This is a genomic window from Rahnella sp. EDr1-12 (assembly GCF_049206505.1).
GTDB lineage: Bacteria > Pseudomonadota > Gammaproteobacteria > Enterobacterales > Enterobacteriaceae > Rahnella > Rahnella rivi.
This window is the reverse complement of sequence record NZ_JBLZNY010000010.1, coordinates 1-25,053: the sequence shown is the minus strand read 5'-3', so window position 1 is coordinate 25,053 and position 25,053 is coordinate 1. Positions and strand designations below refer to the sequence as shown.

Sequence of the window (25,053 nt, the reverse complement as noted above, 5' to 3'; positions counted from 1 at the left end):
CAGGTCATTTTTAAGGTATATTTCGTGTAAATTTATATTGTTAATTAATGCAATATATTTCCTAACGAAAGGATGCTCCTCTTATGAACGCCTTAAAACCAGTCCTGTTTCTCTCGGTTTGTATCTTAACAGCCTGCGGTGGCGGTGGCGGTGGCGGTGGCGGTGGCGGTGGCGGCCAGCCCCCTGCGACAACGCCCCCTCCGGTGCAAACCGATAATGGTTCGACTGAGAATAATACCGATCCCACACCTCCACCGGCGAACGCACCTGAGATGATGGCGACGGATGGTGTAATAAACAGTTACAGCTACACTACGCCCCAGGGGCGAGAATACACCTTGCGCACTCCAGGCATTATCGTCAGGAATGTGCATACAGAATCATTAGTTAATGGAGATGGTACCCCCCATTCAGCGACCTCCTGGTGTTGCGGCAGTATGAGCTATACCGATTTTGGTACTTGGACTGACTTCAAAACCGGCAAACACGACGTGTTCTACACCGGTGCAGGGACGCTGGCAGCGAATGTGCCTACTCAGGGTTCAGCAACTTATGCGGGAAGCGGTATTCGCGAAAGCACGCTCAGCGACGCAACATTTAACGTAGATTTTGGTGCAAAAACTATCAGTGGCGACATCGCCGCGGGTGAGTCCTTCGGCAGTGCCGTTACTATGCAGGGTACGATCGCCAACGGTGGGTTTACTGGTAACGCACAGTCAGGTGGGCAGGAAGGTAATTTCACTGGACATTTCAACGGTCCAGCTGCAGAGGAGTTGGGCGGTCTTGCCAGCTTTACTGATACCACTAAGAATGTAGCATTTGGCGCAACGCGTCAGTAAATTCACTCCCGGTCAGCCCGGCTGTCCGGGGGCTTATTATGATATGGATCCTTATGAATGTCCTGCGTATGGGGGCAGTCAGCCTGTTATTTCCGTTCAGTGCTGCCCTCGCCATTCCTCCCGAAATTGATGTCATCCCCGCAGCACCACATTTTGACCGTCTGACCCAGCAGAAAAACTCCAATCATTCCGCTGGAAAGGTCATAGCGGTGAACAATGCTCAACTGGCTAAACAACCTGAGCTGGGAAAGGTTTTTCTCAATCAGGCGGTTCGTGATGGTGACTGGCTAATAGTGGAAGCCATTCTGCCAGTGTATGAAACTACGACTAATGCAGATAACACGCTGATACGCTTTGCAAAGGCCGGACTGGCACGCAGCAAGGGTAATTATGAACTAGCAATCACGCATTATCGCGCCATTTTGAGCGAACATCCAGAGCTTGACGCCGTACGACTCGACATGGCGGTGACTATGTATGAAAATCATCAATATGATATTTCGGAATATCACTTCCGCCGTGTTCTTCAAGGTAGTCCGCCTGAAAATATTCGCGAAATTATTGCCTATTATATTGAACGTGTTCAGCAGGGTCATGACGTCACAGGGAGCTTGAGTTTCAGCTATCTCAATGAAAGCAACGTCAACAATGCTTCTTCAGGTAAAACTATCCGCGTCGGTGACCGCTTATTTTTACGTAATAAAGACAGCTTTCCCCAGCGCGGTGAAGGTCTCTGGTTTAACGGAGTATTACAAAAAGACGTACCAATATATAACCAGCATAGCCTGCGATTTATGGGTGCTGTCAATGGAAAAAGTTATTGGAGTAATCATAATTTTGATGATGTTACCAGCCGTATATATGCTGGATATCAATGGAGAAATTATCGCCACCAATTTTCTTTACTGCCTTTTTATGAAAAAAGATGGTATAGCACGGAAACCTTTTCTTCTGGTCCGGGTTTAAGAACCGAATATAGTTACCTTATTTCACCGGCCTGGCAGATAAGCCAGGCGTTTGAATATCAGAAATTAAATTACGACGCAGATAAGTACCATTTTTTGCGAGGTCGTACGAGTTATTCGTCTACGACGTTGTCTCACGCTTTCAGCAACGTCCTGTCGGCCTACGTGGGGGTCGATTTTCAGGATCAGCAAACAACCTCTAAAAGTGAAACAAACCACAGAAGTGCCGTGCGTGGAGGAGTACAGATGGATTTATCCTGGAAACTGTCTTTTGCGGCATCCACCGCATTTGCAAAACGTGAGTATCAGGCTAACAGTGAGATATTCGGCACCCGTCGCAAGGACAACGAGCAGTTTTATAATCTTTCTCTATGGCAACGTGATTTGTCGGTTTTTGGCATGATGCCGAAGCTTAATTTCACTTATAAACGGGTGAACAGTAACATCGATTTCTACGCATACGATCAGCGTAACATTACTTTGTCGGTTGATAAAATTTTTTAGTGACATAAAATTGTTGAGTCTGGAATTAATACAGTAATGGGGCCGGACTCTAAGTTGATAAATGCATTGCATTTTCATAATAGGTGCGGCCACATTCTACTACAAAACTTCAAAAAATAAAATTAAAGAAGATTTTTAAATCATCATTTAAGCCATCCAGCATAGCTTCTCAGGCATTTTTTTGTAATTCCTTAAGAATTCATTTATTAATAAAAGTTTTTTGGTATACATCAAAGATAAACATAGCTAGTTGCATTTATCTTAGTAAGGTTTGAATTCTGTAGGGAGATGTATAAATCGAAAGTATTAACATCTTTGTTAAATTGAAAAAATTGCTTCAATAGTTTGTCGGAAAGTCTTGCTCGAGCAACAGATCCTGATCAAGTTCAGCCACAGCAGAAATAATCTGCATGATCATTCTCCCCGTAGCACTTGTAAGATCAACCACTCCGAGAGCTAGGTAGCTTTGAGCGAACAGCTGACATCAACACAATTCGTCTGACAATTGAGTCGTTCATTTCATGGACTTCAATCTTCTTCAAGCCATCTGATATATGCTACGTCAGTTAAAAATGGAGTTGAGCAATGACTGAGCTGAAAGCACCCTACTGGAATCGCATGGTTCCCGAACTGACAGTAATGGATTTTTCTGTCTCCCTGCACTTCTATGTTGACGTGCTTGGTTTCAACATCATGATAAGGCGTAATGAGCCCGATTTTGCCTACGTCAGTCTCGGCGAAGCGCAACTGATGCTGGAGAAATATAATCCGGAAGGATGGAATACGGCTGAACTCGTCAGACCGCTGGGTCGCGGCATTAATTTTCAGATAGAAGTAGAAGATATCGAGTCGGTGCTAGCTCGTGTCCAAGCTAATGGCTTCAAGTTGTACAGGGAGCTACGCGGCAATCACTACAACACCGGAGAAACGACGGCCTGCCAAAGGGAGTTTCTCGTACAGGATCCAGATGGCTACCTCTTACGCTTCAGCCAGTACATTGAATGAAGTGCCAATGTCTGCTGTTGGCACACAGCATACAAACACGTAAAGCTGAAGGTCTGCTGAGAGCGAAAAGCGGACATTCGCAATTTATCGATAAAAGATGCAGGCTTGTAAAACGGTCGCGCATTTATCGTGTAGAAATAAAGCAGGCTTTCTATATAGTTAGATGATGAACTTTCAAAACTCAGCAGGTAATTGCATGATCTTAAGTGTTAATCACGTTGGTTTTTCAGTTAAAAACATTGAAGACTCATTATTTTTTTGGACTCAGATTCTTGGAGGTAAATTATTACGTGAAGGAAAAATGTCCGGACCTATAATCGATGAGGTAACAGGTGCAAGGGGAGCTGATGTACGAATGGCTTTGCTTGAACTGGCTGATATTCGAATTGAATTACTACAATACAATAACATTGAGCAGCCAGAAGAACCTTCAGCGCCCTATATCCCAGGCTACGCTCACCTTGCTTTTAATGTAGAAGATCTTGATACGCTCTTGGGCAAAGTATCGGACTACGGCTGGAAGACGCCGGGTAAACCTCAGACAGTATTGTCAGGCCCCATGCAGGGAACCAGAGTAATATATTTACAAAGCCCTGATGGTCAGACGCTTGAATTGATGGAACGCAGTCAATGAGGCCCACATATCATGACCTGTTATCCTCTAATTAAAACACAGAGATGTTTGCAAAGTCCGCTTTTGGCACCAAACTGCTGTAGGTGAAGCCCATCAGGCTGCTTCGAGCGAGCAGCGGATCTTTGACACTGAGATATTCAGCTTCTACTGGCATTTATTTTGTACCAGCCCTTTTCGGCCTAAATACGAACCGGACATCCCATATATATTTGATTTCAGACGGGTGACTCGCCCAGCACCCAACTGGGTCCGGTATCGGTAAAGCCCGCAGGGAAACGAATCGCGGCATTATATGACTGTATCCAGCCCGGATAACGGATCCCTGGATGACTGACCTCATCGAGCATCCCTTTTTCTTCTTCACTGAGCTCAACAGACAGTGCGCAGAGGTTGCCCCTGAGTTGCTCCACATTACGCACGCCCGCTATAACGCTGGTCACCTGCGGTGACGAAAGCAGCCAGGCGAGCGCAATGCAGGCTGGTGTGGTGTTGTGTTTTTCAGAAACTGCTCTGAGCACATCCACGATATCCCATGCCTGGTTCTTGTCGACGGGTGGAAATTCGATCTTCGCGCGCCTGCCCGAAGCGTCATGATTGCCGCTGCGATCAAACTTGCCTGAAAGCAGCCCGCCTGCCAGTGGACTCCAGCACAGAAGTCCGCTGTGGCTGTCCTTGATTGCCGGCAGGAGTTCATGCTCAATGTCGCGGCAGGCCAGCGAATAAAAAGACTGTACGCTGACAAATTTCTCAAGCTTATGTTCAGCCGAGACACCCAGGGCTTTGGCAAGCTGCCAGCCCGCATAATTCGAACAGCCGATATACCTGACCTTACCCTGTCGCACCATATCATCCAGTGTCCGTAAAACCTCTTCAGGCGGCGTTGCAGCATCAAAGTTGTGAACCTGATATAAGTCAATGTGATCGGTTTTAAGCCGCCGCAGGCTGGCTTCAAGCGCCTGCATCAAGTGATAGCGCGACTGGCCTGCATCGTTTGGGCCCGCATTCATTCTGCTGTGCGCTTTTGTTGCAAGGAAAACCTGACCGCGGCGCTGCGCCAGCACTTCGCCCAGCACGCTTTCAGAGCCCCCCGAACCATAGACATCGGCGGTATCAATAAAATTGATGCCGGCGTCCAGCGCCTCACCAACGATAATATCCGCCTCTTTGCCCGTCAGACGGCCGATGGCATTACCGGTGGCATTATCCGCCCCGCCAAATGTCATCGTCCCGAGACAAATGCGTGAAACATAAACCCCTGTTTTACCCAGTTCTGCGTATTTCATTTGGTTTTCTCCGTTAAGCTCCAAATGATAATGACGCAGATAAAAGCTTTCTTTTATTATAGAAATCCCTTTTTTATTATTCATTCGTCCAGGATGTTATGGATCCGCTGTCTGATATTCTTTCACTCCTGAAGGTAGAGGCCATTCTTACGGCCCGTATGGAAGCACGTGGCCCCTGGGCAATGCGGTTTCCCTCTTATAAACACATTAAGTTCGGCACTGTGCTTGAGGGGAACTTCTGGCTCTGGATGGGCGGAATGCAGCCTCTGCTGCTTGAAAAAGGGGACTTCTATCTTCTGACCTCGGGTGACGCTTACTGCTGTGGCTCAAGTCCGGCATTGATGGTGAGTGACGGACGGCAGATATTCTCTTCTCACCGTGAAGCGGATGGCGTGGTCCGCTACGGCCAGGGAGAACTTATCAGTGAGGGGATTGGGGGGAGATTCGTATTTGAGGAGGCTTCCAGCCCGCTGCTTTTAAAACATCTGCCTCCGGTTCTGGTTTCACGACGAGAGGAAAGTTCTTCTCCTGCACTCACCGCCCTTATCACTTTGCTTTCGCATGAAACATCAGCGCTTCGTCCCGGACACGACATTGTGGCCAGTAGCATGGCAATACTTGTTCTGGTGCAGATGCTGAGGGAATACTTAGAGGGTAATCAGAAAGGGACATCCTGGCTGAAAGCGCTCGGTGACAGGAAAATAGGAACCGCACTGTCACTGATACATTCTTCTCCATCTGCAGACTGGACGCTGGCAAGTCTGTCTGCTAAATCAGCCATGTCCCGCAGTGCGTTCGCTAGTCGGTTTCACCAGCTTACCGGTTCAACGCCCGGGAATTATCTGACGTCATGGCGAATGGAGCTGGCATGCGCTGAACTCAGGAAACATCACTTAAGTATTAGTGAGATAGCAAGATTAACCGGATATAAATCTGTTCCCTCTTTTTCGCTGGCATTCAAACGTCATACCGGAAGAACGCCAGGAGGCTACCGCAATCTGCATAAGAACACTTAAGAGGCCACTCTGATAATTGTCTTTTTAATGCGTTGGCAAAATTATCAAAAAGTTATCGCAGCGTGCAAAGATACAACGTCCGCTTCTGGCACAAAGCAGACAGGCGCTGGCCAGCGTCCGCAAAGAGCGAACAGCAGACGTTCGCAGTTGTTCTCATTACTGATGACGGCATTACTTAAATCGCGGTGTGTAAATCAACGGGGGATTAAGTCATATGGCCTGAGATGCTTCACGGTATTGACGAGAGTGTAGTTCTAGCAAGCTCTATCGCCGTCAGCCCAGCGCTTGATATCACTTATATTTGGCGACCTGATGCCCACACTCAAGATGTTCTTGGTTGTGTATAGGCTGACCTGTGCTTTGTCCCCATCATGTCTTTCTATTTCAATTAGCGTGTTGTTAATCAACAGTCCCTGCGCAAGGAGCTTTTGATTGATCTCACCTTCATTGCGCTCACCGTCAAACTCGCTTAATACGATGACCGGATTTCCTGAATATGCCTCATATTCCAGGCACTGCCTTGCCATGTGTCTTAAGGTTCGATAGGTATCGGAGGGCTCCGTCTTGCTCGTGACGCTGCCGTCATAGGATGATTGACTGCTTTTTAATTCGCTGACGGTTATGGCGCACCCGCTGATTGAGATAGAAAATAATAGTGTAGACAGCGTCAAATATTTCAATTTCAACTCCATTGTTCTGACAGAGGCCCTCTGCTGGGCTGGTATCAAAATCATGTTTCCTTTCAGGCGGACTTGTGGTTTGGAAAGTCAACAGTAACCATGAGCCCACCTTCTGCAGACGTACTCAGGCATATGCTGCTGTTGTGTTGCTGCGCAACCGCTTTGACTATGGCAAGTCCCAACCCACTCCCGCTTTGTATCTGATTGGGATCGCGAAAAAACCTATCGAACACGCGCTCCCTCAATTCAAATGGAATGCCGGGCCCTGCATCTGAAACACGTAGCTGAGCAGATTTATCAAGTGATCGTACATCTACCTCAACCCGTCCGCCCTCAGGGCTGTACTTCACGGCATTTTCAATTAAATTATCAATCAGCGACATCAGGCGTTCCCTGACGCCTGTGATCCAGACTTCATCATCAGAGTAGAATTCGAGCTCAATCCTGCGCTCAGCCGCCAGCGGTGCCAGTGCAGCCATTCGCTCTTGTATGAGCGTTGTCAGCGGCACAGGCTCCATAACAGTGTCAATACGCACTTCGCTGTGCATCATCAGTAGCAACTGATTGACAAGACGCGCTGCACGGCTATTGCTGCGAATAATCCCTGCCAGCAACTCCTGTTGATTATTACTGCTTACATAGGACTGCAACGCCTCCACATTGATTCGCATCGCAGCCAGGGGGGTACGCAGTTCGTGAGCGGCATCTGCAATGAAAACCCGTTCCCTATCAGAACTCTCTTGCACCCTGGCAAGAAATAGATTAGTAGCGTCCACCATTTGGCGAAGCTCCATGTGCTTTGGCACTTCTTTTAAGGGAGAGAGATCTTCTGAAGTTCGTAAGGAAATTTCATTTATCACCTTGTTCCAGGGTCGCATTGCAATACGGATTGACAGCCACGCGGGAAACAAAAGAAAAGGAATGCACACCAGCAGCGGCAATATGTAGTATCCACGCGAGTTAAGGTATATAAAAAAGTTCCAGCCTCCGGCAGGCGTGACAAGTGTTACCTCCGCATCGGACCTCCCGGACTTGAGAGTACGGCTAGTCCAGATGCGACCTTCACTCTGAATGCTCTGAATTTTCCCATACAGGGTGTTTGTCACCCCTGCCGGAGCGCCATCAGATGAATAAATTATCTCTTTATTCTTCCGAACGATTAGGCTGATTGACAGTTTCGGATCTTCACCTCCGCCATAACCTTCCCGCAACGCTGTGCTGAACTTTTCCAGCACAGCGTTGCGATCCAGCGGGCGATCATCCATACGATCAACCAATGTAAGAATGGTTTCGTAGGTATTGCTGCCCGTTAGCATCGGGGGGCTACGCAAGTTCTCCCACAAAATGTAGGTCAGAAAAAGACACCAAAGCAGTGTAAGCAGTAGCATCTGGGCGATCATAATTCGCCGTACGAGCGTTGGAGTTCTCAGGTGGCGCCAAAAATTTCGCATCAACCAGCCCTTTTCTGAATCGGTACGGTATCAATGACATACCCTACGCCCCTCACAGTTCGTACATAACCGTCGCCAATTTTGCGACGTAAATTACCCATATGCACATCGAGTGCATTGCTCATATTTTCTTTTGCGCCGAATATCCTTTCTTCCAGAAACCTCCGTGTAAGCACGCGATCAGTGCGCATCATTAAAGTTTCAAGCAGAGCGTATTCACTTGCCGTCAACTCAACATTCCGCGCGCTCATTGTCACGCGACGAGTCGGCACGTGGAGAGATAACCCACGAATTTCTATCACCTCATTCTCAAAACCGTAACTGCGTCGCGCAAGGGCTCTCACCCTAGCCAATAACTCGGCAAGAATAAAAGGTTTGACGAGATAGTCGTCCGCACCGGCATCCAGCCCGCACAGGCGATCCTGCAGAGTACCTCGCGCGGTCAGAATGATGACGGGGATCCCCTTGATCTGCTGGCGTAAGTACGCCATCAGGCTCATGCCATCGCCATCGGGCAGTCCGAGGTCGAGCAACACAAGTTCCGGCACGCAGTCATCGAGTTGATGCAGCGCATCCACTTTGCGGCGAACCCATATGACATCTAATCCTTGATCTGCAAGGGCAATACGTACGCCGTTGCCGAGATCCAGGTCGTCTTCGATCAGGAGAATTTTCACAATAGTTACGTTATCAACATTGAATGAAGAACGTCTGAAGAAAAAAACGGTATCAGGAAATTTATCAGGTTTGTGTCACCGGTACGTGCTTAAGTATTTCTTCATTTTTAGCTCATGAGAACTTTAGGGGGCGTATTCAAACTGAGCGTTCTGGCGTTTTAAAACCCGCTTGTATCGTAATCATTTGAATCCATAAGGACTTCTTTAATGAGCAACTTTGAACTGCGTCATAAGTTCCCCTATTCACTCTCAGGACGCACCCTGAAAAAAATGCTGCCGGGCGCGCTGCTGGCGTTACTGGCCACCCCAACACTTGCGGCAGAACCACAACAGAGTAACGCCTTAACGTTGGGAGGAGGCGTGGATGTTACGCCACTTTATTCTGGTTCGGATGAAAACCGCGTCACGACAGCCCTGGTGCTTGATTACTCGATGCATAATGGGTTCTTCGTGAGTACCACGCGGGGTGTCGGTTACGGCAACAGCACCGGCAAGCTGGATTACAGTACAGCGCTGAGCTATCGCGCAGGCCGTAAGGATCATGACGTGGACAGCGACTCACTGAGCGATGGCAGTGACGACTTGCGGGGCATGGGAGATGTCAAAGGCTCGGCTATGGGGACATTGGGACTGGGGTATAAGTTAACCGACTGGCTTCATTTGCAATTGCAGGCTGAGGTGCCGTTTTCTCAGCGGGACAATGGCGCGGCTCTGCATTTCGGCATTATCAGCCCGCTTTATAGCTCATCGGAAAATACCGTGACGATGGCGCTAACCAGCAGTTGGGGAACAGGCAATTACATGCAAACTTACTACGGGGTTAGTTCATCACAGTCAGCCGCATCGGGGTTTACTCAATATGATGCGGGTTCCGGGATTTATGCCTATTCAATGAATATGGACTGGACGCACAAGTTCAACCAAGACTGGAGTGTCGTGGCTGCAACAGGCTTTACACAGTTGGCTGGTGATGCACGTCACAGCCCGATTGTGCAAAGGAAAGCATCGCCCAATGGAAGCTTGAAATTGACATATAGCTTCTGAAAGTTGTCCGATGGCACTGTCAATAAATACACACTCGATCCGCCCCGATACAGATGAGGGGTCGGTACTCACAAAGGACGTAAGGGGGCGCGTTGTCGGATACTCGCCCATTCTCAACGTTAACGGTGCATTCAGCCCATTAACGTCTTGCGTTCCGCTTCTGCATCTTCCGCTTTCCGCCGGTCTTTAATGGCGGCACGGCAATGGTGCCGTTGAAGCGGAGACATTCTGATGCACAAACTCACAAAAGTGGTTCTCGATAACGGCGAGATGGCGTTGTACATGGATGGCTACTATCTGGGCAGTGAAGATGATAGCGGTGATCGCATTACCCTGGATGAGATCGCGACGGCATTGCAAAAGGTGCCGGGCATCAGCGTCCAGGATGTCACCTGTCCCTGTCCAGATCAGCAGGATTGGAGCTGGAATGACGTGGTGGGCGAAATTTTCACGCCGGCGGTGAACAACTACAGTCATCGGGAGGTAATGGTCGAAGCCTTTATGTCCAGGCTGTCGGCGTACCCCGCGGATACGCTCTGTTGCGGGACATTCTGGCTTGATGAAGACTTTCTTGAGGTGGATGAAACGCTAACGCCCGAGGAAATTCGCCGGGCAATGGAGATTGCCACCGAACATCACGATGCCAATATTGGCTACAACTGGGATTCTCTCCGTTACGCCGCCGAGCTGGCCAAAGAATAAAGCGCTTCCCCACCGGCGACGGCGGGGGAGTTTTGGCGTTACAGATAAGGATGTCGTGTAACTCCGCTTTTTCAGGGTTACAGCCCTTGTAGGTCTGTAACCCACTAAAAAACGGTATCTGGCAGCCCCGTGCTGCGACGGCTAACGCCGTGCCTTCACTGTAGACGGGCCGCTGCGGCTGCAAGGGTTCGCTTCGCCGCTTCCTCACCCGTTCGCACTCATACACTCGGCGGTCTTCCCGTCGCGTGCTCGTTCAATATTCACTCGCCCGCCGTCCAGCCAGCCTCCTTCCTTCGTTTGCGCTGCGGCCTCCGGTAGCGCCCCTGCATCCTCCGCTTTCCGCCCGTCTGTCGTGTCGGCACGGCGTAAGCCCGAACTGTGATCCCACAACCAGCGGAGAAAGGCACATGAGCACCACCACCCCAGCCGTGTACGTCGGTACGTACCACAAATACAACTGCGGCAGCATCGCCGGCAAATGGTTCGATCTGACCGAGTTTTATGACGAGCAAGACTTTTTGGCGGCATGCAGCGAGCTGCACGCCGATGAAGAAGACCCGGAGCTGATGTTTCAGGACTGGGAAGGGATCCCGTCCGGACTGGCGTCCGAAAGTCATGTGAACTGGGCGTTTATAGATGCCTACCGGCAGGCGAAGGAGGAGGGGCAGGGGGAGGCATTTGTGGAATGGGCGGAATATTTTAACGCCTGTGATTATGACGCGTTTCAGGAAGCGTATCAGGGTGAGGCTGAAAGTGAGGAAGACTACGCGCGCAATTATGCCGATGAAACGGGTTTACTCAATGATATGCCGGATTCACTGCTGAGCTATTTCGATTATGAAGCTTTTGGGCGCGACATGTTCATGAACGGGCTGGTTTTAGTGAACGGCTACGTATTTTCTGAATGACACACTCACCGGCAGGGGGAACCCTGCCGTAAGGATAAAAAATGAAACTGACATCTGAAACACGTGAAACGCTGCAGCACTATAAATTGTTGATTAACGCGAGCCGCAGCGAAGCCGGATTGTCTTCGCTCAATACGACACAGATTCTGGACGATATTTGTTTTTATCTGAAATGTCAGAACGCGGTCTATCTCGGCGGTGCCTTTATTCAGCAGGCTGGGATCAAAAAACTCGATAAGTAAGAGGTAAGAAACGGGCGGGGAGCCGCCTGTTATCGCGCGAAAACCCCTTTCAGGCTTCGCCTGGCGATAGCAGACCGCTCTGCGCCTTCGGCGCCGCGCGTCTCCGCTATCGCTATAATCGATTGGCAGAAAAACAAAGTCCTGCCGTCGGCTGGTCAAATCATTCAGTGAACGCCAATATCTTGCATGCGGTTTCGGTGCTTGTTTTTCGTTTTCCGATTTCCTCGATGCGGATGAAAGACATGATTCAAAATCCTACCCCGGCCACCTTCGGCTCATGACCAGCGGGCTGGTCAATCGTCGAGCCACACTCCGCCCGGCAGCTGCTGCGCACCGGCCCGTCTCCGCCGAACCCGCTGGGCGGTTTCGGGCCTGACGGCTAGTATCTGATGGAGCACGTCAACACCTGCAGCTGGCTCACGCCAGCGCGCTAACCGTACCGGCGAGAGTTCCGCCGGCACTTTTCGGCGCACCCCCGTTTCGCTGTCGCGCTCCGGCGTTGCGGCGGATCCCCGCTCATTGGGACTCCGGCACCCTCTTTCCGTTTAAGTCCCTTCGCCTGGGCTGATACCGACACAGTCCTCCTCGCTGTCCAGGGTAAATACACTCACTGAGAATTCTTCTCGGCCACTACGTTAGTCCTCCAAAAATTATCCGCTCGCCCTGGTCATCTTCGTCAGCCAGTGTCGTTTACGCCCTTGCGGCGAGGGGTCTCAAACGGGTGATGGCATACCAGAAGGGCCCAAACGGCAGGTTCCCGCAAACGTCAAAACTGCGACAAGAGAAACTCAACGGGTGATGTGTGTAACCCAAACGAAAAGGAAAGGCTTATGTGCGATCAGGAATGTGTATTACCGGAGGAGGGTGAGTTTACCCGCGAACAGGCAACCGCCGTCGCGTCTCAGTACAGCAACGTGGCGATTGAAGACGATAACGGGAAGGCATTTCGTCTCGTCGTGCGTAAGGATGGTGTGGCGTGGGTGGAATTTCGAGGCCGGTGCAGGATTTTGGCTTAACCGTTATATCAAAAACTACGGCGTGAAAAACCAGACGGCGGGGAATTAATCATGAATACACCGGTAAATTCTGACAAAAATATCAGCGCTAAGGCCCCCGCTGCGGGGGCCGCAACCTTTACTCCCGCGCAGCTTGGCGATCTGGCTAATTACATCCTCTGCTACGGGGCATTCTTACAAAAATTCGAGCCGAGACTTTCACCGGCGGGCGCACAGGCCGAGATGTACAGGTGCGAAGAATCTCTTTCGTGGATTCTGGTCTGGTTTGTTAACGGACGACCGGTGATGGCCTGTGATTATTTTGACCATTTTACCTATGTCCTCGACCGCATGTTGTTACCGGAGGCCGGACAGTGAACGCGATGAATGTTGAACCTATTGGCGTCGTGGACGTGGCGTATTACAGCAACCATGCGGAACAGTACCTGCAAAACCTGCTTAAAACCGTTGAGGAATTGCCATTTTTACAGGAGGTTATCGATGATTTGGCCGCCGATCCTGCTGTTGGCTGGAACTGCCAGACAGGCGGGGCGTTAGGGAATGACCATATTCACGCCATCGAGCTGCAAATCGTCCCCATCTACGATGACGGCGAGTATGTAGAAACATTCACGTTTGAAGACAGCGTATCAGAACCTGACCGTGTGCATGCATTTTCGCTGTATTCCCGCGTTGCCGAGTCGTCAGATTTTGCGGGCGTGCAGCCACTGCATGATGCCGAATCACTTGCAGAATGCGAGATGATGGCTTTGTTAGCCGTGCGGCGTATAAATTCCATGAAGGCGAACCATGTCGAACAACGCTGGTAATAGCGTCATCTAAAACTAACCTTAAAGGTTATATTTGTGGTCTAAATTAACCTTTGAGGTTATAATTACGTCTCAAAAACCAATAATCCGAGTGAACATGGAAAAGAAAACTCCACATACGCGCCTTCATATCGTTCAGGGACTTGTTGCAGCAGGGAAGGTGAAAGCCACCAATACGGCGCTCAACGGCGCGGATGATTTAGGGCTGACATTTGATGATATGTGCAGCGCGATCCTGGGATTAACGGCAGCTGATTTTTTTAAAAGTATGACCACCTATAATGATCATACTGTCTGGCAGGACGTATACCGCCCGAAGTTGTCGTGTGGTGACGTATATCTAAAACTAACGGTCAGTAACGGTGTTTTGATCGTCTCATTCAAGGAGAAGTAATATGAAATGTTCCGTTTGTGGCGGTGCAGAACTTGAGTTTGGTATCAAAAAAGTCCCTTACTCATTCCGTGGCCGTAAAACAGTTATCGAGGCAGAAGGTGACTACTGTCCGGCGTGTGGTGAAGTCGTGATGGATCGTGAGCAGTCGATGGCCTACATGGCAAAGGTGAAGTCATTTAAGGCCAAAGTCATCGCGGAAACCATCGAACCTGAGTACATCATTCAGGTGCGTAAAAAACTTGAACTCACGCAGAAAGAGGCCAGCGAGATTTTTGGCGGGGGCGTGAATGCCTTTTCGCGTTATGAAAAGGGTAAGGCACAGCCACACCCTTCGATCATCAAACTCCTGCGCGTACTCGATCACCATCCCGAGTTACTGGATGAAGTGCGCAAACAGGCATAAGTGGGCAGGGGGTTTGCTCCCTGACTTTTGCCGCGCTTAAAACACACCCAACGGGCTATGCCCGCCAGTCCCTGAGACAGGGGGCGGCTGCGCCGCCCCTCTTCTCCGGTATGTGTCGGGGGCTTGTCTCTCTCATTCCTTTCCGTCTCTTCCTCTCCGGGCTTTTACTCGTCTTCCTCCTCCTGGTCATTGATGGCCGGTGATTTCTCATTCCCACAAACCACCACGGACAGAACATGGCCCCCTTCGGCTCATGACCAGCAGGCTGGTCAATCGTCTGCCCGACTTCGCTAACCGGCAAGCCGGTAAGCTTCGCGGAACCCCTGCGGGTTTCCGGCCTGTCGGATACGGTCCGATGGCAACGGCAAGGGTCAACCCCCGCAGGCGGCTGCGCCGCCGCACGGACACTGGCCGGTAAACCGGCCGCTAAGGTCGCCGCCTCGTTCCTCGCCGTCGGGTGTGTGCATTCTGCCGGGTGCGGTTATCCCTCTCGCGGCAAGCCCTTACGCGGAGGGCTGGGTGTAGCACCGCCGCCCAGGTTAACGCAAGGGTGAAATGCACGCCTGCGGCGCCCTTGCGTTCCCCCATGCGTCGTCGCTACTTCGCCCTTTGCCGCGAAAGAACTCACCGAGAGATGACATTTAACCTGAAGGGGACCTGAAGAATGCACACACAAAACGTCAAGACCGCCGCTCCTGAATCTTCCGAAAGATGGGGGGCGAAAACCACGACGCTGCGCATGGACGGCTTTTTCACTGATATTTCGTCAGCGCATCCCTTCGATGTGATCCGCGCCGACGTGGTGATTTCTTCGCTCGAAAGGAAAGCACAGGCAGGTTGTGGGCTGCATTGGGAAATTTTCGAATCCCTCCTAATCCGCAGTTTATTGGAACATCTCTCTCAATTGCCGTTGAGAGATCGTGATGTCTTTATCGGCGCGATAGGGCTCAGAGGCATCACGTTTACGTGGGCAGAAGTGGAGCGTATACAGACGGCTTACCGTGAAGTGATGGCAGAGATTGCGGCAGAGCAGGAATAACAGACGGCGGCGGGATTGTCCCGCCGTCAACACCGAGGAGAGACACCATGTACACACCTGATATTACCACCGGCGAAGCGAGTAAAAACCGGTTCGAATGGAACGCAGGCGCGGAGGCCGCCTACTGGGAGGCGCGCGCAAAATCCTATGTGACCCCGCCGGTGGAAATCGACCTGCACAGATATATGGACGTGCTGGGGACGTTACCGCCGATGGACTGGCAGGGCGGGCGGGACAGCGAATCATTCAAGTTTGCCGAAATGATGTGCGGCAGCGTGACGGACATTTACGCGAAAGTTGAAGGCCGCTATTTCCAGCTATGCGATGAATGCACCCTGAGCCATGCCGACATTGTGGGACGTATTAAGGAGGTGTTAAGCAAAGAAACCGTAGTGCAGAAATGAAAAAAGCAGACTTTCGTCTGCCTTGTCATGCCGGTTTGTCCCTTGGAAAGCCAGACCGGCTATCAATACTCGATTGGAGTTCATGCCATGAACACTGAAGCACAGATAATTGCATCGTCAGTGCCGTTTGTAAAGTCTGAGACGGCAAAAAAACACCCGCGCCTTGTGCGCGAACCGCTGAAAAGTCAGGACATCACCGTGCCGTTTAAGGCCCTGGGGCGTCACATCGCAAAATGTCAGCGCAAACGCCAGTCCGTCAGGGTGCCCGCAATGCGAGCCAGTGAACTCGGGCAAGTGCTGCGCACACTGGAACTGAAACGGGCTTATGCCTGATGACCTTGCCGCCCTGCGGGGCGGCAATTCAATGGTTTTTTGGGGGATAGGATGAGTAAGCAACTGATGTTCAGAGCGGAAACGCTGAAGCCGGTCATGATGGATCTGAAAACGAACGGCGGCGCGTTGTTGTTGGTCGGCGAGGAAGGCATTTTTCTGACCGCTGAAAAACCGTCTTACGTGGGGGCAAAACTCACTATTGCCTATGCCGAAGGGTTTGATCTCGAGCATTGGGATGATATCGGGGAGCTGTTTGTCGCAATGGATGAAGCGACAGGCATTGAGGGGGCAATGTTGGAAGTTCTGAACGTTGAACCTGAGATGCTGGAACTGCTGACTACCCGTGTCGCCGATCTGGCGGTGAGCATTGATGGCGGTGAATTTTCCCTGATGGCGGCGGTGTGTGAAACGGGTAAAACATCATGAGTAAACATACTGTTTGTGCGCGCGAGTATGGCGATACGCATCAAGCCATGAAGGGGCACACCATGACTGACAGCTTCTGCGATATCGAGTGTAGGACGTCCGTGCGTCCCCACGTTATGCTGATCGTAGCCGAGCTTGACACCGGCACCGGCTTTCATTTTGTCTCACATCCGACGCTGTCGGGTGCTGATGCCAATCTTTGGTTTCCGCTGACTGAGGGGCAGGTGCTGCATGTTGCCGTTGAACAGGTGATGGTCATGAACCACGCGGCGAACAATGTTGTCCGGCTGGACGTCTTCCATAAAGGCGACAGACACACCGATTACAAAGTCATTTATAACCCCGAAATCAGGGTGTGCTGATGAGAGGGGCGGGGCGGATCACGCTCTGCCCCTGGATTTTTGTTCCGCCCTGTCAAATGCCCCGGCGGGCGTCGCCCGCCCAATGCAGAGTGACGGGGCGGCTGCGCCGCCCTTTCTCTCCGTTCTGTTCCGGGGGAGTGTCTTCTGCTTTCCAGTCCTTCTCTTTCTCTCCGGGCTTTTACTCTTCTTTCTCTTCCTGGTCATCGATGGCCGGGCTTTCTTTTTCACAACAAATCACCACGGCCAGAACATGGCCCCCTTCGGCTCATGACCAGCAGGCTGGTCAATCGTCTGCCCGACTTCGCTAACCGGCAAGCCGGTAAGCTTCGCGGAACCCCTGCAGGCTCGGTTATTGAAACGGATTCGCCGGTGTCCGCCATTATCCGGGACTACATGAGCCGGACGCCGGACGCCCGTGAGCGCACCATGATTGTGGTACAGCTGCATGAAGACCGGCAGGCGATCAACACCGGCATTCATCAGGCAATGGTGGATGAGAAAGTGTTGGGGGATAAGGCGATAACCGTCCCGATACTGGATCGCATTACCGGGGGGCGCCACGATTTTAACCGCATCAATGACTGGAAGGCGGGGCAGGTGGTGCTGGCCAACGAGCGTTATCTGAGCGTGACGGGTGTGGACAAGGGCACGGATCGGGTGTTTTTGCGCGATGAGAATGACCGTATGCACTATTACTCCCCGGCGGAGCTGAATGTGACCGAGATTGAGGTGTTTGAACGGCGTGAGATTGAGCTGCGGGAAGGTGACAGCGTGCGCATGAGCAAAACGCAGAAGCAGGCGGGGCATGATGCTCATGAACAGTACCGGATTGAAACGCTGCGGGACAACGGCGAGGTGGTGCTCAAAAATGCCGGGGGTGAAAAGGTCATTACGCCGGGCAGGACGCTGGCAGACCAGCACATTGATTATGCCTGGGCGGTGACGGGCTACGGCGCACAGGGGGCCAGTACGGACTATGTGATTGCGCTGGAGGGGACGGACGGTGCGCGTAAGAGAATGAGCGGCATGCGGGCCTTTTACATCAACGCCTCCCGCGCCCGCGACCATGTGCAGATTTACACGGACGGCCTGCGTGACTGGATGGATACGCTGCGGCAAAAGGATAACGGCCCGACGACTGCACATGACGCCCTGACACCCGAGTCCGAGCGGTCACAGGCCCGGAGTATCTGGGCGATGGGGCAGCCGGTGGGCAAAACGGCCATCGGGCGAACCTACCTGCGGGAACAGGGCCTAAAAGAGAACCCCGTGACGGCGCGGATTATTCCGCCGACCAGGAAATATCCGATGCCGCATCTGGCGTTACCGGTTTATGACGGCAACGGCAAAACGGCGGGTCTGACGATGTTTCCCCTTCAGTCAGACACCGGCCAGATACAGACCGGGCCGGTACGCCAGCTGACGACCGAGGGCGCCCAGGCGGCGGTGGTACAAAAAAGCCGTAACGGTGACACGATTGTAGTCAGCGATATGACGCAGGCGCTGGCGGCGGTGCGAGGCAACCCGGCGGCAGGCGTATTGCTGCTCACCGGTCGGCAGATGCCGTCCGCGCAGCTGCTGAAAGTGGCGGGCGGGGTGACTGACCGGACAGTCAGGCCGGATGCCACGTTGCTCAGGCTGGTCCAGTCTGAGTTGCAGGAGATCCTGCGGTATCTGCCGGCAGAAGAACGGCCGGCGGATGAGTCTGCCCTGCTTCGCCAGGCACTCCGGGCTATTGAAGAGACGCGGCATCCCCCGTCTGAAATTCAGCTTCCCGAGACTAAAGGGCAGGATGTGCCAGCTTTGTCAGCACAATTGGTAGAGCGTGTCGTTCAGAACATGCAGCAGGAAATACCGGTGCTACCGGGTGAGAAACTGCCGGACTACGCCGCGCTTATCCGTCAGGCATCCGGCCTGCTTGCCCAAAACGAAGCCCGGCAGGACAACAACGGTGCCATTCGGGCCGTGCTGGCCACCCTTGCCGGGGCGGGTCAGTTTGCCAATGCAGTATTGCCGGCTGAAAACGCACAGGGAAGACTGGTGTCTGCAGAAGCACTCCGCTACGTGCAGGCCGAGCAGGATAAAGCGCACGGCACCGCTAAAAACCCACAAAATGACCTGTCAGAGCGGGCGCTGGCCAGCGCGGCGCGTGAACTGGAAAAACAGGGGCAACTGACGTTACCGCCCGAAAGCCGGGGCCGGGAACCGGAGCGGGAAGAAATTACCCACGAAGCCGTCCGACATATTCAGAAAGAACGTTAATCAACACCGCAACATACCCTGGCAGCGGCACAACCTTTTATTCACCGGTGACACCGGGATCCTTCTTTGAGAGACATCATCATGACAAACCGTTTTAACGCGGCTGCGCTTTCGCTCGCCCTGAGTTTTACTTTCGGTTCACTCCACGCCGGCGCCGCAGAGCCTGAAGAATTCACACCGGCGCAGCAGTCACGCATCGGCGAGATTGCCGCCGATTACCTGGTGGCCCATCCGCAAGTGCTCATCGAGGTGAGCAAAAAGCTGCAGGCGCAGCAGGCAGCCATCAAGGCACAGCTGATGGCACAGTCGGTGCTGAAGGGACACCGGCTGCTGATGCAGCTCGACGGCGTACCAGTGAAAGGCCCTCAAAATTCGAAAGTGATTGTGACGGAGTTTTTTGATTACGAATGTATCGCCTGCAGCATGATGGCCCCGGTAATGGAGCAGGTCATGGCCAGTAATCCAGGCGTGCGCTTTGCTTTTCGTGACTGGACGATTTTTGCTGGGCATTACCCCGAGTCTACGCAGGCGTCACGCCGGGGTCTGGCCATCTGGAAACAGAAGGGGGCTGATGCCTATATGGCCTACCACAACGGGATTTACGGCACCGGCCATAACGAAGGGAAACTGACGTCAGACGATATCGAAAAAGTGGCCACGGCAGCGGGCGCAGGAGAAGAAGACGTCGCGAACCGCGCAACGGCAGATGCCCTGATCGCGGATAACAGTGCGCTGGCCGAGCTATTGGGATTAACCGGGACGCCGGGGATCATCGTGATGCCGGCAGAGAACGCGACCGCTGACAACACGACGGTCATTCCGGGCGTCGTGTCCGCTCAGGTGATGCAGCAGGCCATCGATAATGCGATGAAATAAGGCGAGGTCGTGCAGGCCACCGGGTTTGAGGTGGTTTTGCGCGGTGTCGGGAGAAAAACGATGAAGGGTGAAAAAGCACTGTCGATCCACTTTTTTGACCTGCATGGCTTTATGTTCAGCGATGATGATATCGAGCATCAGCAGGTGTGTTTCAGAACCCATCCGGGATTGCACCACGAGGCACTGAAGGTGGCCATTACCTGTCTGACTAAGTGCGTGCCGGAAAACCTGACCTGGGACGCGTCCTGTGGCGAAGGTTCCTTTTGCCTGCTGACCGCCAGTGTGTCATCAGGGATTTATGCATTGCCCTACCAGGAGGAAACAGACTGATGAAGAACAACAGATTGCGGGTGGCCTTACTGGCCATATTATTGAATGTGGGCGTTTGCACCGCCAGCGCGGCCCCGTCGGTACAGGTGGGATTCTCACCGGAAGGCAGCGCGCAGCAGCTGGTACTGCAAACGGTGAATGATGCCCGGCAAAGCATTCGCCTGATGGGGTACTCGTTTACCTCGCCCGACATTGCCGGGGCCATTGTCGAAGCAAAGAAACGGGGCGTCGATGTCCAGGTGGTACTGGATGAGGGCGGCAATCGCGGGAAAGCCAGTGTGGCCGCGATGAATTTATTGGTGAATGCGGGGATCCCGGTGCGTACCGTCAGCCAGTTTAAAATCATGCATGACAAGGTGATTATCGTTGATGGCCAGACGGTCGAAACCGGATCATATAACTATACCCTGTCTGCCGCTCGCTCGAATTCGGAGAACGCTCTGGTATTGCACGATGTACCTGACCTGGCACAAACCTATCTGACTCACTGGCAGTCACGCTGGGCGTTAGGGAAAGACTGGGTGTCATCGTACTGACAGAGAGCCTCCGGCGCTCTGAATGGCGAATGTTACCTCTTTCGCATTTTCGTCTTATCCCGCGCCAACGGGAGTGAGAATGCTTTTTATGCTGCTGATTTAATGAATCTATAGTAGGCTTTCCCAAACAATATATTCAGATCCTTGGGGAGGCCAAAAATGTCACAATCCACAAATGTAGCTTCTTCCTCATCGAAAAATAAACGCCCTTACAGGAAAGGCAATCCATTGTCGCCGTCAGAAAGACAGCAGGCTCTGGTTGCTCGTAGAAAAGACACCCATAAAGAGATCCGTGTGTACGTGCTGAGCGCGCTGAAAGAAGACTTTCAACGCTTATGCGAAGCAGAAGGTCTTACGCAAACAGAGATGCTCGAAGTATTAATCAAAGCCGCGAGCAGCCGGTTAGCTGAAAACGTTACGGAATAACTTTCTTGAGTGTTTTGGGATCCGGTGTTAGATTGCTGATCAGTTAGAGAATTTTGGTGAGCCACGCCGTAAGGTGGCAGGGAATGGGTACTGTGTAGAAGGTTTTACAGGCCCAGAAAAGCAAAAACCCCGAATATCTTCTTCACTTTGGCGGGCGAGGAAAGATAACCGGGGCTCACTAAAACTGTATAGAGTTGTTGCTCTATGCAGGGAGTATAGATTTATGTCTTTTAAAGGTCAACTCCTCCGGCGCAACATAAGCGTTGGGAGCCGTGTCTGAACAACTGTTTCCATTCTCACCAGTAGCAAACAGTGTTTCTGCCAGTGTCTATCGTCCTTCGCGACGGGGTGAGGCTAACCGCCTGCGCAAAGGCCAGTCGAAGACGCACCGCAACAACCAGCCGGTCTACACGGGCAAGACACCGCGCGGGATGGCTGCAAAAGTGGTGGCCTGCTTCCGTCAGCATGACTGGCGTCGAAATGCCGATTTGATCGCGCTTCGCCGTACTGGTTACACGCCTTACTCCCGGGCGTCTGACCCTTCCTTTACCCCTAAACCCATGCGTATTACCCCACGCTCTGAGAGCCGTGAGGCGCTGACTTCTCTGTCCCTGGTTCTGGCCGCAAATTGTGACTACAGCCCGGACAGCGATTACCTTTTCGAAATGATGCTGCCAGTGGAAGAGATTGCCCGCCGCATGAATGCGCTGCACGTTTATGAGAACGGTCGCAAAGCCTATGACGTTCTGCTCCATGCCCTGCGGGTGATGGAACAGCTGGACTACGTGATGATACACCGTGACCGCGACGTCGATTCTGGCCAGAACAAGCCCATGCGTATTTTTCTCACCGACAAATGCTTTACTTCACGCGGCATCGCCGTAGAAAGCATCCGGGAGTGGTTGCATAAATATCGCCGGTGGGCGGTAGTCAGCGGACTGGCGGAGTCGATGCAGCAGAAATACCAGCGTCACCTGCTGAAAATGGCACGGCTGGGCATCAGTCTTGACCGCTACCATTCACTCAAAAACCGGCTGAGACAGATAAAACGCTGGGTTGTCAGCCCGGAGCTGCGCGATGAAAAAGCGCGCACTGAGGCGGATATTGGCGCCGTTCTTGACGAACAGGCGCGTAAAGTGCGACAGCTGCGTCCGGCCAAAGAGACAAGCCGTTACCAGAATGCCTGGCGTCGCTATACTGCCGCCGGCCAACTGACGATGGTCGCGCAAATGTCACTGGAAAGCGCTCTCAAAGTCGAGTTTCCGACGTTGCTGGCCACCAATGCCGAGAATTTCTATCAGATGTTACTTGAACGCGCCGGCGTTCCTTTGTCTTAACCACACCTATCTAAATAAACCTTCCCCCTTCCTGCGATTCTCGCGGGCCTGATGCTGGCATTTTTTCCTGTCCCGGATGCCTGGCAGGCTTCCCCACGTCTGTTACCAGTCCAAATGCGCGCCGGCTACGGTCGAAGCGTTATCTCCGCGCGTCGCTAGCCAACGTATGATTAATAAATAATCGTTTAAATTCGAAGGGATTATCTTGTCGCATCGGGCTTTTAATTAACTTCGAAAGCCCCCCTTAGATATCATTAATTTCGAACGTTACTTCTGAACAAAACAAGCTTTCTAAAGAAAGAGTACTCCTGAGCCAGCCTACGGCATGGCATCTGGAGTAGGTCCCTTCGCTATGCTCAGGGCAACCACGCCTGATCAATAGCATCATCGGCAAAGGCAAAGAAGAAGTAACTCCCCGGACAAGCCGGGGCATAACACCTGTTTCATTAGTTACAACATTCATTAAACCTTGACCACATTAACCCCCAGCACCGAGCCAGCTCGCACCCCCTCCACCCACCTGAAAAGCCCCCGCCCCGGGCCAAAGGCCCGGAACAGAGTGGCTTTAGAAGTGAATGTTGTAACTATTAAAACTGTGTCGCTTTGAGAGGTGTGACTTTAACTTTGAAGTACACGCTCGTAAGCGCCAAAGGCGCTAACGCGGAGATACGCCCTGGCTTCGCCAGGACCACTCCGACAGCGTACTTTGATTTCTGTATGGCTGATAATGGATATGGTCTAGCAGGGCGAGGGGTAGGCATCGGTGGAACCTATCAAACCTGGGCGGCTGCGCCGCGTCACTGGCGACCCCTAGCTAGAGAGCCCCAAGTAACAATAGCTGTCGCCTTCATGCGCTTTGCGCATAAAAAAGATAAAGCCCAACCTGAGATGGTCGATAATGATTTATTAGCAATACAATAACCGACAAAATAATAGTGAGGCCTGAAATGGAATTGTATCATTACACTAGTGTTCCTGGTTTACATGCGATCAATGTGTCAAATGGAATAAATGAAGGTTATCTTCAACTCTCTGATAATACTATCTTACGAAAGCACAGTTGGTATACAACATCCCCCTCGCCTTTAGGGCATGGCCTTACAAACGGTACTGAAATTTTAAACAAATATGAAGAATTATTCTGGCGGCAGATGAATGGTTTCACAAATGACCAGATTTTACCCCCCGTACAGAATAAAAGAGCTATAAGAATCACTATTGATGCAAAATGGATTCAATCTCAGCCAGGATTTCATAAATACACAGATTTATTAACCATTCTGAAGCAACCAAAATATTATGCCTTGCGATTGGGGATAACTGCTCTTGCAGGTAATAAGACTTTAACCCCCCAAGAACGTGAATATTGGAGTACCCATCCTGATCTTATGCATGATACCTGGTATGTGCATACTGGAGTTCTACCGCACTATCGTATGAAGGTGGTTGAGTTCATGGAAGAAGATGGAAATTATTATGCATATGATTTCGAAAAGCACGGAAGAGCAGAAATGGCGCGTTATGGTTCATATTCAATATCTCACGACTTACTTAAAAAGATTAACTCACTTAGTGATTTGAAATACAATGAAGGAGATATATTTTGTTATTACAGAAAAGGGTTGAGTCCTCAGGTATGTTTTACTCATAAGTTACAGACCTTAAGCCTTTATCTCGATGATCCCAATTTCGTGGCTGTTAAGATTAACGAAGAATTTTACAACACATATGGAAGTATTTTTATACCCTGGGTCACGTCTCACGCTGAAGAATTGCATCGGGTTTGGCGGCAGGCCGAGAGTTTCTACAATACAATGCATTCTTGATTAACGATGCCATGAGAACTAGCTTATTGCAGTGGACTTGAGCGACTGAGTTGCTTGCCGTGTTAGGGGGCAGCTTGGAAAACGGAAAATATCCTACGCTAAGCCAGAGACTTAAGCAGGTATGATGGTCCGCTTTGTGCCAGAAGCGGACATCAAATCATGCTATCAACATAAATGATGGTTTAGTAAAACCTCATAGAAGTTAACCGGAGTAAAAAATGCGTAGGATCATTGTTGTGGAGTATGAAGAGCAATGGCATACCCGATATGAGGCTGAAAGGGGCTTATTACAGAACACGCTGGGGAAGGTAATTTCACAGGTTC

Annotated in this window: 30 protein-coding genes and 2 pseudogenes; 26 read left to right on the top strand and 6 right to left on the bottom strand. The window is 51.5% G+C overall.

The window, feature by feature from the left end; translation table 11 throughout:
- The first annotated feature begins 83 nt into the window (after positions 1–83).
- Positions 84–839 (top strand): Slam-dependent surface lipoprotein, encoded by a 756-nt coding sequence (locus ACO0U8_RS23055; protein WP_421671690.1) that lies wholly within the window; start codon positions 84–86, stop codon positions 837–839.
- A gap of 53 nt (positions 840–892) precedes the next feature.
- On the top strand, positions 893–2,308 hold the full coding sequence (locus ACO0U8_RS23050; protein WP_421589683.1) for a surface lipoprotein assembly modifier: 1,416 nt from the start codon (positions 893–895) through the stop codon (positions 2,306–2,308).
- 337 nt (positions 2,309–2,645) lie between these two features.
- Here ACO0U8_RS23050 and ACO0U8_RS23045 read toward each other — a convergent pair.
- Positions 2,646–2,768, bottom strand: a pseudogene (locus ACO0U8_RS23045) (recombinase family protein); the annotation flags it as partial.
- 125 nt (positions 2,769–2,893) lie between these two features.
- Between ACO0U8_RS23045 and ACO0U8_RS23040 the strand changes: the two are divergent.
- Positions 2,894–3,313 carry a bleomycin resistance protein gene (locus tag ACO0U8_RS23040; protein ID WP_421671689.1) on the top strand — a complete coding sequence of 140 codons (420 nt, stop codon included), beginning with the start codon at positions 2,894–2,896 and terminating at the stop codon, positions 3,311–3,313.
- Positions 3,314–3,509: 196 nt separating this feature from the next.
- The gene (locus tag ACO0U8_RS23035) at positions 3,510–3,947 is read left to right on the top strand and encodes a VOC family protein (RefSeq protein ID WP_015697722.1); all 438 of its coding nucleotides are present in this window, start codon (positions 3,510–3,512) and stop codon (positions 3,945–3,947) included.
- Between the two features lie 31 nt (positions 3,948–3,978).
- Here ACO0U8_RS23035 and ACO0U8_RS23030 read toward each other — a convergent pair whose 3' ends face one another.
- Positions 3,979–4,101 carry a hypothetical protein gene (locus ACO0U8_RS23030; protein WP_421671688.1) on the bottom strand — a complete coding sequence of 41 codons (123 nt, stop codon included), beginning with the start codon at positions 4,099–4,101 and terminating at the stop codon, positions 3,979–3,981.
- A gap of 61 nt (positions 4,102–4,162) precedes the next feature.
- Positions 4,163–5,230, bottom strand: a complete 1,068-nt coding sequence (locus ACO0U8_RS23025) for an aldo/keto reductase (RefSeq protein WP_421671726.1) — start codon at positions 5,228–5,230, stop codon at positions 4,163–4,165.
- A gap of 98 nt (positions 5,231–5,328) precedes the next feature.
- On the opposite strand from ACO0U8_RS23025, the gene ACO0U8_RS23020 reads away from it, so the two are divergent.
- Entirely contained in the window at positions 5,329–6,246 is a 918-nt protein-coding gene (locus ACO0U8_RS23020; protein ID WP_421671687.1) for an AraC family transcriptional regulator, read from the top strand.
- Between the two features lie 254 nt (positions 6,247–6,500).
- Here ACO0U8_RS23020 and ACO0U8_RS23015 read toward each other — a convergent pair whose 3' ends face one another.
- Genes ACO0U8_RS23015 through ACO0U8_RS23005 form a run of 3 tightly spaced genes read right to left on the bottom strand, consistent with a single transcriptional unit; the run spans position 6,501 to position 9,054 of the window.
- Positions 6,501–6,938: a hypothetical protein gene (locus ACO0U8_RS23015; protein ID WP_421671725.1), complete on the bottom strand. Its 438-nt coding sequence runs from the start codon at positions 6,936–6,938 to the stop codon at positions 6,501–6,503.
- Positions 6,939–6,988: 50 nt separating this feature from the next.
- Complete coding sequence (locus ACO0U8_RS23010; RefSeq protein ID WP_421671686.1) at positions 6,989–8,377, bottom strand: sensor histidine kinase; 1,389 nt, start codon at positions 8,375–8,377, stop codon at positions 6,989–6,991.
- Entirely contained in the window at positions 8,377–9,054 is a 678-nt protein-coding gene (locus ACO0U8_RS23005; protein WP_421671685.1) for a response regulator, read from the bottom strand. Before ACO0U8_RS23005 ends, ACO0U8_RS23010 begins: the two co-directional genes overlap by 1 nt.
- A gap of 207 nt (positions 9,055–9,261) precedes the next feature.
- On the opposite strand from ACO0U8_RS23005, the gene ACO0U8_RS23000 reads away from it, so the two are divergent.
- The 21 genes and pseudogenes from ACO0U8_RS23000 (at position 9,262) to ACO0U8_RS22900 (ending at position 24,729) form a co-directional block, all read left to right on the top strand.
- Positions 9,262–10,098 (top strand): MipA/OmpV family protein, encoded by an 837-nt coding sequence (locus ACO0U8_RS23000; RefSeq protein ID WP_421671684.1) that lies wholly within the window; start codon positions 9,262–9,264, stop codon positions 10,096–10,098.
- Between the two features lie 231 nt (positions 10,099–10,329).
- Positions 10,330–10,800, top strand: coding sequence for a hypothetical protein (locus tag ACO0U8_RS22995; protein ID WP_421671683.1), 471 nt, complete (start codon positions 10,330–10,332; stop codon positions 10,798–10,800).
- 407 nt (positions 10,801–11,207) lie between these two features.
- On the top strand, positions 11,208–11,708 hold the full coding sequence (locus ACO0U8_RS22990) for an antirestriction protein ArdA (RefSeq protein WP_421671682.1): 501 nt from the start codon (positions 11,208–11,210) through the stop codon (positions 11,706–11,708).
- Between the two features lie 41 nt (positions 11,709–11,749).
- Positions 11,750–11,950, top strand: a complete 201-nt coding sequence (locus ACO0U8_RS22985; protein ID WP_421671681.1) for a hypothetical protein — start codon at positions 11,750–11,752, stop codon at positions 11,948–11,950.
- Positions 11,951–12,780: 830 nt separating this feature from the next.
- Positions 12,781–13,015: pseudogene (locus ACO0U8_RS22980) on the top strand (DUF905 family protein).
- Positions 13,016–13,017: 2 nt separating this feature from the next.
- Positions 13,018–13,323 (top strand): hypothetical protein, encoded by a 306-nt coding sequence (locus tag ACO0U8_RS22975; RefSeq protein WP_421671680.1) that lies wholly within the window; start codon positions 13,018–13,020, stop codon positions 13,321–13,323.
- Positions 13,324–13,328: 5 nt separating this feature from the next.
- Positions 13,329–13,775 (top strand): hypothetical protein, encoded by a 447-nt coding sequence (locus tag ACO0U8_RS22970; protein ID WP_421671724.1) that lies wholly within the window; start codon positions 13,329–13,331, stop codon positions 13,773–13,775.
- A 97-nt stretch (positions 13,776–13,872) separates the two neighbouring features.
- Positions 13,873–14,169, top strand: coding sequence for a type II toxin-antitoxin system MqsR family toxin (locus ACO0U8_RS22965; protein ID WP_112197315.1), 297 nt, complete (start codon positions 13,873–13,875; stop codon positions 14,167–14,169).
- A 1-nt stretch (position 14,170) separates the two neighbouring features.
- Positions 14,171–14,572, top strand: a complete 402-nt coding sequence (locus ACO0U8_RS22960; protein ID WP_421671679.1) for a type II TA system antitoxin MqsA family protein — start codon at positions 14,171–14,173, stop codon at positions 14,570–14,572.
- 664 nt (positions 14,573–15,236) lie between these two features.
- On the top strand, positions 15,237–15,611 hold the full coding sequence (locus ACO0U8_RS22955; RefSeq protein ID WP_421671678.1) for a hypothetical protein: 375 nt from the start codon (positions 15,237–15,239) through the stop codon (positions 15,609–15,611).
- A gap of 47 nt (positions 15,612–15,658) precedes the next feature.
- Positions 15,659–16,015 carry a hypothetical protein gene (locus ACO0U8_RS22950; RefSeq protein WP_217202805.1) on the top strand — a complete coding sequence of 119 codons (357 nt, stop codon included), beginning with the start codon at positions 15,659–15,661 and terminating at the stop codon, positions 16,013–16,015.
- A gap of 42 nt (positions 16,016–16,057) precedes the next feature.
- On the top strand, positions 16,058–16,348 hold the full coding sequence (locus tag ACO0U8_RS22945; RefSeq protein ID WP_421671677.1) for a hypothetical protein: 291 nt from the start codon (positions 16,058–16,060) through the stop codon (positions 16,346–16,348).
- Positions 16,349–16,399: 51 nt separating this feature from the next.
- The gene (locus ACO0U8_RS22940; protein WP_421671676.1) at positions 16,400–16,774 is read left to right on the top strand and encodes a hypothetical protein; all 375 of its coding nucleotides are present in this window, start codon (positions 16,400–16,402) and stop codon (positions 16,772–16,774) included.
- Positions 16,771–17,136, top strand: a complete 366-nt coding sequence (locus ACO0U8_RS22935) for a hypothetical protein (protein ID WP_413536336.1) — start codon at positions 16,771–16,773, stop codon at positions 17,134–17,136. Before ACO0U8_RS22940 ends, ACO0U8_RS22935 begins: the two co-directional genes overlap by 4 nt.
- Before the next feature lie 267 nt (positions 17,137–17,403).
- Positions 17,404–19,398: a conjugative transfer relaxase/helicase TraI domain-containing protein gene (locus ACO0U8_RS22930; protein WP_421671675.1), complete on the top strand. Its 1,995-nt coding sequence runs from the start codon at positions 17,404–17,406 to the stop codon at positions 19,396–19,398.
- Positions 19,399–19,479: 81 nt separating this feature from the next.
- Positions 19,480–20,274 (top strand): DsbA family protein, encoded by a 795-nt coding sequence (locus ACO0U8_RS22925; protein ID WP_421671674.1) that lies wholly within the window; start codon positions 19,480–19,482, stop codon positions 20,272–20,274.
- 60 nt (positions 20,275–20,334) lie between these two features.
- Entirely contained in the window at positions 20,335–20,604 is a 270-nt protein-coding gene (locus ACO0U8_RS22920; RefSeq protein ID WP_421671673.1) for a hypothetical protein, read from the top strand.
- Positions 20,604–21,140, top strand: coding sequence for a phospholipase D family protein (locus ACO0U8_RS22915; protein ID WP_421671672.1), 537 nt, complete (start codon positions 20,604–20,606; stop codon positions 21,138–21,140). Before ACO0U8_RS22920 ends, ACO0U8_RS22915 begins: the two co-directional genes overlap by 1 nt.
- A gap of 159 nt (positions 21,141–21,299) precedes the next feature.
- Complete coding sequence (gene repA, locus ACO0U8_RS22910; protein WP_421671671.1) at positions 21,300–21,566, top strand: replication regulatory protein RepA; 267 nt, start codon at positions 21,300–21,302, stop codon at positions 21,564–21,566.
- Positions 21,567–21,838: 272 nt separating this feature from the next.
- Positions 21,839–22,903 (top strand): Replication protein, encoded by a 1,065-nt coding sequence (locus ACO0U8_RS22905; protein WP_421671670.1) that lies wholly within the window; start codon positions 21,839–21,841, stop codon positions 22,901–22,903.
- Positions 22,904–23,850: 947 nt separating this feature from the next.
- Complete coding sequence (locus ACO0U8_RS22900; RefSeq protein ID WP_421671669.1) at positions 23,851–24,729, top strand: hypothetical protein; 879 nt, start codon at positions 23,851–23,853, stop codon at positions 24,727–24,729.
- Positions 24,730–25,053 lie beyond the last annotated feature (324 nt).